Source organism: Paenarthrobacter sp. DKR-5, from assembly GCF_018531425.1.
Classification (GTDB): Bacteria; Actinomycetota; Actinomycetes; order Actinomycetales; family Micrococcaceae; genus DKR-5.
This window is the reverse complement of record NZ_JAHBOI010000005.1, coordinates 417,077-427,970: the sequence shown is the minus strand read 5'-3', so window position 1 is coordinate 427,970 and position 10,894 is coordinate 417,077. Positions and strand designations below refer to the sequence as shown.

The 10,894-nt window shown below is 66.7% G+C and carries 4 protein-coding genes; 1 reads left to right on the top strand and 3 read right to left on the bottom strand.

Annotation, left to right across the window (positions count from 1 at the left end; genetic code table 11):
- Positions 1-498: 498 nt before the first annotated feature.
- From glgB to KIH31_RS13585, 3 genes are read right to left on the bottom strand one after another with little or no spacing between them, the layout of a single operon-like run.
- Complete coding sequence (gene glgB / locus KIH31_RS13595; protein ID WP_214427660.1) at positions 499-4,209, bottom strand: 1,4-alpha-glucan branching protein GlgB; 3,711 nt, start codon at positions 4,207-4,209, stop codon at positions 499-501.
- Positions 4,206-6,014 carry a maltose alpha-D-glucosyltransferase gene (treS, locus tag KIH31_RS13590; RefSeq protein ID WP_214427659.1) on the bottom strand — a complete coding sequence of 603 codons (1,809 nt, stop codon included), beginning with the start codon at positions 6,012-6,014 and terminating at the stop codon, positions 4,206-4,208. The genes glgB and treS overlap by 4 nt, the downstream gene beginning before the upstream one ends.
- The gene (locus KIH31_RS13585; protein ID WP_214427658.1) at positions 6,011-8,086 is read right to left on the bottom strand and encodes an alpha-1,4-glucan--maltose-1-phosphate maltosyltransferase; all 2,076 of its coding nucleotides are present in this window, start codon (positions 8,084-8,086) and stop codon (positions 6,011-6,013) included. The genes treS and KIH31_RS13585 overlap by 4 nt, the downstream gene beginning before the upstream one ends.
- A 190-nt stretch (positions 8,087-8,276) precedes the next feature.
- On the opposite strand from KIH31_RS13585, the gene glgP reads away from it, so the two are divergent.
- On the top strand, positions 8,277-10,892 hold the full coding sequence (gene glgP, locus KIH31_RS13580; RefSeq protein ID WP_214427657.1) for an alpha-glucan family phosphorylase: 2,616 nt from the start codon (positions 8,277-8,279) through the stop codon (positions 10,890-10,892).
- Positions 10,893-10,894: the final 2 nt, after the last annotated feature.

Genomic DNA, 10,894 nt, shown 5'->3' with positions numbered 1-10,894 from the left:
TAGCCGGTGCACATCCGATCAAGGCCAAAAAACCCTCCAACCCACAGGGGCAGGCCGGAGAGCAAATCAACCAAACAAAAATTTGGTATCAACAAACTTGGCACACTATTGAGTTCTCAAACAACAGGAGCACTCGGTTTCAGCGGTCTGATTTCTCAGTTCCGTTTCGCTCCGAGGCAACTTCTCTAACTTACTCTCTCGCGTCTTCCCCGTCAAATCGTCCGTTTCCGGTTCGATTTGTCTTTTCGGTTCATCCCGCAAGAGCAACTTTTCAAACTTACCTGCGCCGTCCGTTGGCGTCAAATCCGCGGTTTTCAGCGTCCTCGCGGCGTATGCCGCTGACCTGCACGACCGCCCGGAAGACGGTTTGCCTGAACCCCGCTGACCCAACTTCTTCGACCAGCGCGGGAATAAACTCTACCACTCCTCCGCCCGGGACACAAAGCCGGTTCGGACCCTTTCGGATCCGAACCGGCTCCTGCCTCGGACGAGGATGCCTCAGGCCTTGCGGGGTGCCAGGTATACCGCGCCAAGCGGCGGCAAGGTCAGCACGGCGGATGCCGGCTTTCCGTCCCAGCCTTCAGGCACTGCCTCGACCTCTCCGCCGTTGGTCACCCCTGAGCCGCCGAACTCTTCGTCGTCCGTGTTGAGGACCTCGGTCCACACGCCCTCCCGCGGCATGCCGACGCGGAAGTCGTGGTGCGGGTTGCCCGCGAAGTTGACCACGCAGACCAGCGGGTTGCCGGCGTCGTCCCAGCGGACGAAGGAAAGCACGTTCCGCTCGGCGTCGTTCGCGTTGATCCATTCGAAACCGGCCGGCTCGTTGTCGCGCTTGAAGAGCGCCGGCGTCCGCTGGTAGATCTCGTTGAGCCTGCGGACCATCAGCTGCAGGCCACGGTGCTGCGGCGTCTCGGTCAGCCACCAGTCCAGCCCGTACTGCTCGGACCATTCGGCTTCCTGGCCGAACTCAGTGCCCATGAAGATCAGCTGCTTGCCGGGGTGGGCCCACTGGAACGCCAGGAAGGCACGCAGGTTGGCCAACTGCTGCCAGCGGTCCCCCGGCATCTTGCGCAGCATCGAGCCCTTGCCGTGCACGACCTCGTCGTGGCTGATGGGCAGCAGGAAGTTCTCTGTGAAGGCGTATACCAGCGAGAACGTCGCCTGGTTATGGTGCCAGCCGCGGTTGATCGGGTCCTCGGCAATGTAGCCGAGCGAGTCGTGCATCCAGCCCATGTTCCACTTCAGGCCGAAGCCCAGGCCGCCCGTACTCGTCGGTTTGGTGACACCCGGGAATGCCGTGGATTCCTCGGCGATCGTGACGATGCCGGGATTGCGCTTGTAGGCGGTGGCGCTCATTTCCTGCAGGAAGGAAATTGCCTCAAGGTTTTCCCGGCCGCCGAACCGGTTGGGCGCCCACTGCCCGGCCTCCCGGGAGTAGTCGAGGTAGAGCATCGAGGCGACGGCGTCGACACGCAGCCCGTCGATGTGGAACTCCTCCAGCCAGTACAGGGCGTTCGCAACCAGGAAGTTGCGCACTTCGCGGCGGCCGAAGTCGAAGATCAGCGTTCCCCAGTCGGGGTGCTCCCCCAGTCGCGGATCGGCGTGTTCGTAGAGCGGGTCGCCGTCGAACCGCGCCAGCGCCCAGGAGTCCTTCGGGAAGTGCGCCGGCACCCAGTCCATGATGACGCCGATGCCCGCTTGGTGCAGCGCGTCGACAAGGTGCTTGAACTGGTCCGGGTGCCCGAACCGCGAGGTCGGCGCGTAGTACGAGGTGACCTGGTAGCCCCAGGATCCGCCGAAGGGATGCTCGGCCACGGGCATGAACTCGACGTGGGTGAACCCCATCCACTGCACGTACTCGACGAGTTCCTTGGCCAGCTCCTCGTACCCCAGGCCGAGGCGCCAGGAGCCCAGGTGGACTTCGTAGACGCTCATCGGGCCGTTGTGCGGATCCGAAGCTGCCCGCTTCGCCAGCCAGTCGCCGTCCTTGAAGCTGTAGCTGGACTCGACGACGCGCGAGGCGGTCAGCGGCGGGACCTCGGTCCCGAAGGCCATCGGGTCCGCCTTCTCAATCCAGTTCCCGTGGCGCGTGAGAATCTCGAACTTGTACGCGGAGCCGGCGCCGGCCGCCGGGATGAAAATCTCCCAGACTCCGGAGGAGCCGAGGCTGCGCATCGCGTGGTGCCGACCGTCCCACGAGTTGAAGTCCGCAATCACCCGCACGGCCTTCGCGTTCGGCGCCCACACGGTGAACGAAACACCGTCAATGTCGCCCAGGGCCGAGTGGTAGTGGCGCACATGGGCCCCGAGCACAGTCCAGAGGGTCTCGTGCCGGCCCTCGGCTATCAGGTGCAGGTCCAGCTCGCCCAGCGTCGGCAGGAAGCGGTAGGGCTCGTCCATCGTGTGCACGCTGCCGTCGCCGTACGTGACCTCGAGACGGTAGTCGGGCACGTGCCCTGATTCCTCGGGTTCGACGACGGCGGCCCAGATCCCGCCGTACTCGTGCTCCATCGGGTAGCTGCCGGTCGCGGTGACGACAGACACCTCGGTCGCCAGGTGGCGCAGCGTGCGCACCGTGACCTTGCCATTGTCGTCCAGGTGCGCTCCGAGCACCGCATGCGGGGCGTGGTGCACGCCGTCGGCCACCTGGCGCAGCAGGTCCTCGTCCACGTGAAGGGGCGTCGGCGCCGCGGCCTGTACCGGTTCGGCGGCCTTTCCCGGGAGCTGGGCGGGCACCTGCGCAGGGGCCGTCTCGTCCACCCGGTTCTTCTCGCCCATCATCGAGGCACCTCTTTCTTCAGTCGTCTTGGTCTGCAGCGGCGCAAGTTCGCGGCGGATGCTCTCCACCGGCACTTTCAGCCAGTCGGGCCGGTTGCGCAGCTCGTAAATCACTTCGTACAAGGCCTTGTCCAGCCACAATGCCCGGAACAGCGGCCCGCTGGGATCGGCGGATTGGGGCAGCACCTTGCGGTAACCGGCCAGGAAGGCCTCCTTGCAGGCGTCGGACCACTGGACGGCTGCTTCCTGGCTCAATCCCGCGAGCATCGCCGAGCCGGCGGCGTAGTCGAACGAGCGGATCATGCCGACCACGTCGCGCAGCGCGACATCGTTGGCGTGACGTTCCGCCACCGGGCGCAGGGGCTCTCCCTCGAAGTCGAGGATGCGCCAAGGGTGGTGCTCCGAGTCGGGTACGTACAGCACCTGGCCCAGATGGAAGTCGCCATGGATCCGCTGCAACTCCGGCAGGTCGCCCACCGTGTCGAGGTCCGCCAGGACCTTGTTGATGGCAGTGTCATAGGGGCCAACGGCGGTCCGGACCTCAGCCCACTCCCACGTGATTCGCCGGCTGAGGGCGTCCAGGAAGGTGCGCCGCTGCGCGTCGTCCGGCGCGTTGCTCCCGAACGCCTGGCCCAGGCGCTGATGGACAACGGCGGTCGCCTCGCCCAGCTGGCCGGCTGCTTCCTTGAAGTCCTTCCGGCCGGCAGCGGCGGCGGAAGCGATCCGCCACGCGTCTTCGCTGCGGCTGACGAATTCGTTGGCGACGCCGAGGTGTCCGCTGACTTCCTTGCCGGTGGCGTCCTGCCAGCGGCCGGTGACCCACCCGTGGGTCGCCGGCACTTCGCTGCAGCCGATGTCCGTCAAGGCGGCGCCGACTTCCACCTCCGGGTTGCCGCCGGCGGCGGCGACGCGGAAGAACTTCAGAATCAGGGGGATGTCCCCGTCGGGGACGATGACCGAGGTGTTCGACTGCTCTCCGGTCAGCACCCGGCTGCGGCCCAGACCCCCATGGCCTTTCGCTGCCTTCAGCGCCGCGCTTGCGTGGCCCTCGGCGCCGCCGTCCGCCGTCGTCGTACCCGACCGCATCAAGTCCAGCCATGCGTCGATGAAGACCGGGTCATGCGCGGCGTCGTAGACCCAGCGCGTACCGAGGTCCCCGTAGCCGGTCTGGCCGACAAGGGCCAGTTCGGCGCCGGACAGCTGCTCGGTCCGGAAGCTCAACGGCACGTTCAGGACGACCGTGCGGTCCCCGGCGTCGACGGCGACCAGCTGGATTTCCAGCCCGACGGCGCCCGCAGGATCCTCGAGGCGGATGGCGCCCAAAAGGCGCACGGCTGCCTCCTGTCCCTTGGCCGGGAACCAGCGCTGGGCGGGCAGCCAGGCGCTCAGCAGTTCCGCCAACGGCGGGATCAGGGCAGCCTCCGTGGTCATCCGACTTCGCCTCCTTCTACCGCTTTCGCTCGCGGCAATGGAATTACCGGTATTGCCTGGGTCAGCGGCGACGACGGGTTCGACGCCGCCGAACGCACGCGCAGCCAGTAGAAATCGTGGCTTCCCAGGGTAAGGGTCAGCGTCCCGTCCTCCCCGATCTGCGGGAACGGCACCCCACCAAAGACGTCCCGGAGGCCGCGGCCGGAGAAGTAGGGCATGCGCAGCGTCGCCGCCACGGGGTGCTGGGACAGGTTGAACACGCACAGGATGGACTCCGGCTGCTCCCCCGCCGCGTTCGACTCGGGGAGTTCGCGCAGGTAGGCGAGCACCGACTCGGAGTCCGTCTCCACGTTGCGGTAACCGCCAAGGCCGAAGGCAGGATGCGCGCGCCGGACGTTGAGGATCTGCCGCGTCCAGTGCAGCAGCGACCCGGAGTGCGCGGCCTGGGCCTCCACATTGACGTGGTTGAAGTGGTAGACGAGCGACTGGATCACCGGCAGGTACAGCTTTCCGGGATCGGCGCTGGAGAAGCCGGCGTTGCGGTCCGGGTTCCACTGCATCGGTGTGCGAACCGCGTCGCGGTCCTCGAGCCAGATGTTCTCGCCCATGCCGATCTCGTCCCCGTAGTAGAGGAAGGGGCTGCCCGGCAGCGACAGCAGGAGCGCGTTGATGAGCTCGATTTCGGCCCTCGAGTTGTCCAGCAGCGGCGCCAGGCGGCGGCGGATGCCGATGTTGGCGCGCATCCGCGAGTCGGGTGCGTACCAGCCGAGCATGGCCTCACGCTCGGCGTTGGTGACCATTTCGAGGGTAAGCTCGTCGTGGTTGCGCAGGAAGGTGCCCCACTGGGCGCCCTCGGGGATGTCCGGGGTGTCCTCCATCGTGTCGATGATGGGCGCGGCCTTCTGGTCCCGCAGCGCGTAGTACAGCCGGGGCATGATCGGGAAGTGGAAGGCCATGTGGCATTCCGGCGCTTCCTCCGTGCCGAAGTACTCCACCACCTCGTGCGGGGGCTGGTTGGCCTCCGCGATGATCACGCGGCCCGGGTAGAGCTCGTCCACCATGGCCCGCAGGTTCCGCAGGAATTCGTGCGTGCCGGGCAGGTTCTCGCAGTTCGTTCCCTCTTCCTCGAAGAGGTACGGAATCGCGTCGGCGCGGAAGCCGTCGATGCCCTGGTCGAGCCAGAACTTCACGACGTCGAACACGGCCTCGACGACCTTCGGATTCTCGAAGTTCAGGTCCGGCTGGTGGCTGAAGAACCGGTGCCAGAAAAACTGCCGGCGGACCGGATCGAAGGTCCAGTTGGATTCCTCCGTGTCCACGAAAATGATCCGGGCATCCTGGTACTTCTCGTCGGTGTCGCTCCACACATAGAAGTCCCCGTAGGGACCTTCCGGGTCCTCCCGGGACGCGAGGAACCACGGGTGCTGGTCCGAGGTGTGATTCAGCGGCAGGTCGATGATGACGCGGACGCCGCGGGCGTGGGCCTCGGCGACCAGGCGCTTGAAATCGCTGATGGTGCCGAACTCGTCCAGCACGGAGTAATAGTCGGAGATGTCATAGCCGCCGTCGCGCAGCGGAGACTGGAAGAACGGCGGCAGCCACAGGCAGTCGACGCCGAGCCACTGCAGGTAGTCCAGCCGTTCGATGAGCCCGGAGAAATCGCCGGAGCCGTCCCCGTTGGCATCGGCGAACCCGCGGACCAGCACCTCGTAAAAGACCGCTTTGCGGTACCAGTTCGGGTCGTGCTGCAGGCCGGGGGCACTGAGATTGAATTGTGTTGCCGTGTTTTGCGAACCGAAGCTCACTGAGACCTCCGAATGGAAAGGATGTGCGCCGGCTCAGTGTGTGCATCGAGCCGGACGTAGTTGTATTGCCCCCATTGCCAGCTTTCACCGCTGAGCAGATCATCGACCCGGAACGTGCCGTCCGGGTTGGCTTCGTCCGGATCCAGCTGCAGGGCGGCGAGGTCCAGGTCCACGGCGCCTTCGCGGGCGCTGTGCGGATCGAGGTTCACCACGACGATGACGGTGTCCTTGGCCACGACGTCGCCCTTGGGCCCGCGGATGTTCTTGTGCTTTGAGAACACCAGGGTCGCGTCGTCGGTGCTCGAATGGATGGTCACGTTCTGCAGGTCCATCAGGGCCGGGTGCTCTCGGCGGATCTGGTTCAGGCGGGTCAGGTACGGCGCCAGCGAGCGCCCGGCAGCTTCCGCGCCGGCGAAGTCGCGGGGACGGTACTGGAACTTCTCGTTGTCCAGGTATTCCTCCGCGCCCGGCCGGGCGACGTGCTCGTAGAGCTCGTAACCGGCATAGACCCCCCAGAGCGGGCTGGCCATGGCTGCCAGCACGGCCCGGATCTTGAAGGCGGCCGGACCGCCGTACTGCAGGTATTCGGTCAGGATGTCCGGGGTGTTCACGAAGAAGTTCGGCCGGTAGAACGCCGGGCTCTCGTGGCTGACCTCGGTGAGGTACTCCGCCAGCTCTTCCTTCGTGTTGCGCCAGGTGAAGTAGCTGTAGGACTGCTGGAAGCCGGCGCGGCCCAGCGCATGCATCATCGCCGGACGGGTGAAGGCTTCGGCGAGGAAAACGACGTCGGGGTGGCGGGCGTTGACCTTGCCGATCAGCCACTCCCAGAACCAGACAGGCTTGGTGTGCGGGTTGTCCACACGGAAGATCTTCACGCCGTGCCGGATCCACAGCAGCACGGTGCGCAGGATCTCCTTCGACAGGCCCTGGGGGTCGTTGTCGAAGTTCAGCGGGTAGATGTCCTGGTACTTCTTTGGCGGGTTCTCGGCGTACGCGATGCTGCCGTCCACGCGGGTGGTGAACCATTCCGGGTGTGCCTTCACCCAGGGGTGGTCCGGGGCAGCCTGCAGTGCGAGGTCAAGTGCGACCTCAAGGCCGAGCTCGTTGGCCCTGGCCACGAACGCGTCGAAGTCGCCGAAGCCGCCGAGGTCCGGGTGGATCGCGTCGTGGCCGCCGTCGGCGGAGCCAATCGCCCACGGCGAGCCCGGGTCGTCCGGGCCCGCAACCAGTGAGTTGTTCGGTCCCTTCCGGTGCACGGTGCCGATCGGGTGGATCGGAGGCAGGTAGATAACGTCGAACTCCATGGCTGCGACGGCGTCGAGCCGGTGTGCGGCGGTCGCGAACGTGCCGGAAATCCATTTGCCGGACTCGTGGTCGAAGCGGGCGCCTTCGGAGCGGGGGAAGAACTCGTACCAGGCGCCGCGGCCGGCCCGGTCCCGTTCGACCTTGAGCGGGTAGGCCTCGCTGACGGTGACGAGGTCGCGGATGGGCTGGCGTTCCACGGCCGCGAGGACGTCGGCGCTGATGCCGGCGCGGAGACGCTCGGATACGTCGGTGTCGGGTTCGGCGAGCTTGATGGCGGCCGCGCGCAGGGTCCTGCGGTCGGCGGCACTGCGGAAGGTATCCTGCGCCGCCTTCGCCAGCAGGGCCGAGCCTTCCGCCAGCATGAGTTCGACGTCGACGTCGGCTTCGATCTTCACGACGGCGTTATGGTGCCAGGTGTCGTACAGATCCGACCAGCCCTCGATGACGAAGGACCAGTTGCCCACGGACGTCGGCGTCAGGGTGCCCTTCCACCGGTCCAGGCCCTTGCCGACCTCGCGCAGCCGGACGCGTTCCTTCTCACGCCCGCGCGGGTCAAGCAGGACCGCCGAGACGCCGAGGTGGTCGTGGCCCTCCCGGAAGACCGTCGCGGCCACCTCGATTTCCTCGTTCGGCAGCGCCTTGGCAGCGAAACGGCCGCCCTCGACCACCGGCGACACGGCCGTGATCGGGATCCGGCCGAACCGCAGTCCGTCCGTGAACCCGGGCTTTGCCGTTGCCGCGGATACCGGCGCCGCTTTGTTCTCCATCTTCCCTGCGGAAGCTTCCTCTGCTTGCAACACCTTGGGACTCGTCACACCCTGAACGTTAGCGAGAATCCTGAGGAATTGCTAAGGGTCCTTCCCTTTTAAGGCCCCGCGCCGTGCCGCCGGCTGTCATTTAGCAAAAAGAAATCTGTTGCTGTTCTGGCCGCGAGGTATGTGCGTTAGGGTTGCGCTCGTGAAGGCAATCCGTAGGTTCACCGTCCGCACTGTGCTTCCCGAATCGATCGCGCAATTGGCGAAACTTGCCGTCAATCTGCGCTGGTCCTGGCATCAGCCGACGAGGGAGCTTTTCGCCAGTCTCGATCCGGTTCTCTGGGAGGAGAGCCGGCGGGATCCGGTCACCTTCCTCGGCTCAGTCTCCCGGTCCCAGCTGCAGCGCCTGGCGAATGACAGCAGCGTCGTCGCACGGGTGCAGGAAGCCGCGGCGGACCTCAACGAGTACCTCGACGAACCGCGCTGGTACCAGAGCCTGGGCGAATCCGCTCCCCGGTGCATTGCCTACTTCTCCCCCGAGTTCGGCATCACGGAGGTGCTGCCCCAGTATTCGGGCGGCCTGGGCATCCTCGCCGGCGACCATCTGAAAGCCGCCTCGGACCTCGGGGTGCCGCTGATCGGCGTCGGCCTGCTCTACCAGGCAGGCTATTTCAAGCAGTCACTTTCCAGGGACGCCTGGCAGCAGGAAACCTATCCGGTGGTTGACCCGGACGGCCTGCCGCTGACGCTGCTCCGCGAGCGCGACGGCAGCGCGGCGCAGATCGAGTTGCCGCTGCCTGACGGACGCCGGCTGCTGGCCCACATCTGGCGCGCCGACGTCGGCCGGGTGCCGCTGCTGCTGCTCGACTCGAACGTCCCCGGCAACGACGACGCGGCCCGCGGGGTGACCGACCGGCTCTACGGCGGCGGCGCCCACCACCGCCTTCAGCAGGAACTGCTGCTGGGCATGGGCGGCGTCAAGGCACTGCGGATCTTCCAGCGCATTACCGGAGCACCGGCACCGGAAGTGTTCCACACCAACGAGGGTCACGCAGGATTCCTGGGCATCGAGCGCATTTGCGAGCTGATGGACCCGGAGGTCACCTCCTCCCCGCTGAGCTGGGACGAGGCTCTCGCCGCCGGACGTGCTTCCACTGTGTTCACCACGCACACCCCTGTCCCGGCCGGCATCGACCGTTTCGACGCAGCCCTGATCCGGCATTTCTTCGCGGCGGGCCTGGCACCGGCGGTCCCGCTGGACAACGTCCTGGCGCTCGGCGCCGAGAACTACGACGGCGGCACTCCCGGGGTCTTCAACATGGCGGTCATGGGCCTGCGCCTGGCCCAGCGGGCCAATGGCGTCGCCAAGCTGCACGGCGTCGTCTCCCGGGAAATGTTCGCCGGACTGTGGCCGGGCTTCGACCACCAGGAAGTGCCGATCACCTCGGTCACCAACGGCGTCCACGTCCCCACCTGGGTGGACCCGAAGATCAGCGGACTGGCCCGCGAGCGCTTCGGTGCCGACGCCGAGGCCAACGGCCGCTGGGACCTGGTCTACAACGTGCGTGACGAGGACGTGTGGGCCCTGCGGCGGAAACTGCGGGTGGCCCTGGTCGAGGACGTCCGGCGGCGCCTGCGGGCCTCCTGGAAGAAGCGGGGTGCAGCCGACGCCGAGCTGGCGTGGACGGATTCGGTGCTCGATCCGGACATCCTGACCATCGGCTTCGCGCGTCGCGTGCCCACCTACAAGCGGCTGACCCTGATGCTGCGTGAACCGGAACGGCTGAAGGCGCTGCTGCTGAACGAGGACCACCCCATCCAGCTGGTGGTGGCAGGCAAGTCCCACCCGGCGGACGACTCGGGGAAGCGGATGATCCAGGACCTGGTCCGGTTCACCGACGACCCCGAGGTCCGGCACCGCATCGTGTTCCTGCCCAACTACGACATCGCGATGGCCCGCACCCTCTTCCCGGGTTGCGACGTATGGCTGAACAACCCGCTGCGGCCGCTGGAAGCGTGCGGCACCTCGGGGATGAAGGCTGCCATCAACGGGGCCTTGAACCTCTCCGTGCTCGACGGTTGGTGGGACGAGATGTACGACGGCGACAACGGGTGGGCGATTCCGACCGCCAACAACGGTGCGGACCCGACGTTGCGGGACGACATCGAGGCGTCCGCCCTGTACGAGCTGCTGGAGAACCATGTGGCTCCGCGGTTCTACGGCGACGAGGGCGCAGTCGGAGCCGGCGCCGCCGGTCCGTCGGAGCCCAACCATGAGGGCCTCCCGCATCAGTGGATCGCGATGATCAAGCACACGCTCGCCACCCTCGGCCCCGCCGTCTCCGCGGACCGGATGCTGCGCGACTATGTCTCGCAGCTGTACCAGCCGGCCGCCGTCGCCGGCCGCGCGGCGGGCGCCGAAAGCTTCAAGCAGGCCAAGGAGCTGGCCGCCTGGGTCCAAAAGGTGCGCCGCTCCTGGCCGCAGCTGATGGTCGAGCACGTGGACTCGGTGGGCGTCACCGAGGACCCGCAGATCGGCGACACCCTCACGGTCAACGCTTACGTGGTCCTGCATGATCTCACCCCCGAGGACGTCAGCGTGGAGGTGGCATACGGCCAGGCCCTGGAAAGCGACGAGCTGCAGGACGTGTCGATGATGGAGCTCCCGGCGGCCGAGCATCTGGGGAACGGGCGCTGGTTGTTCAGCGGCAACATCTCCATCGACCGGTCCGGCCCGTTTGGCTACACCGTCCGGGTGCTGCCCAGCCACCCCGCGCTCGCATCAAAGGCGGAGCTGGGGCTCATCGTCAACGCCTGAGG

Bases quoted from the DNA above. Each gene is read 5' to 3' on its own strand.
- glgB (WP_214427660.1), bottom strand. From the start codon at position 4,209: ATGACCACGGAGGCTGCCCTGATCCCGCCGTTGGCGGAACTGCTGAGC.
- KIH31_RS13585 (WP_214427658.1), bottom strand. From the start codon at position 8,086: ATGGAGAACAAAGCGGCGCCGGTATCCGCGGCAACGGCAAAGCCCGGG.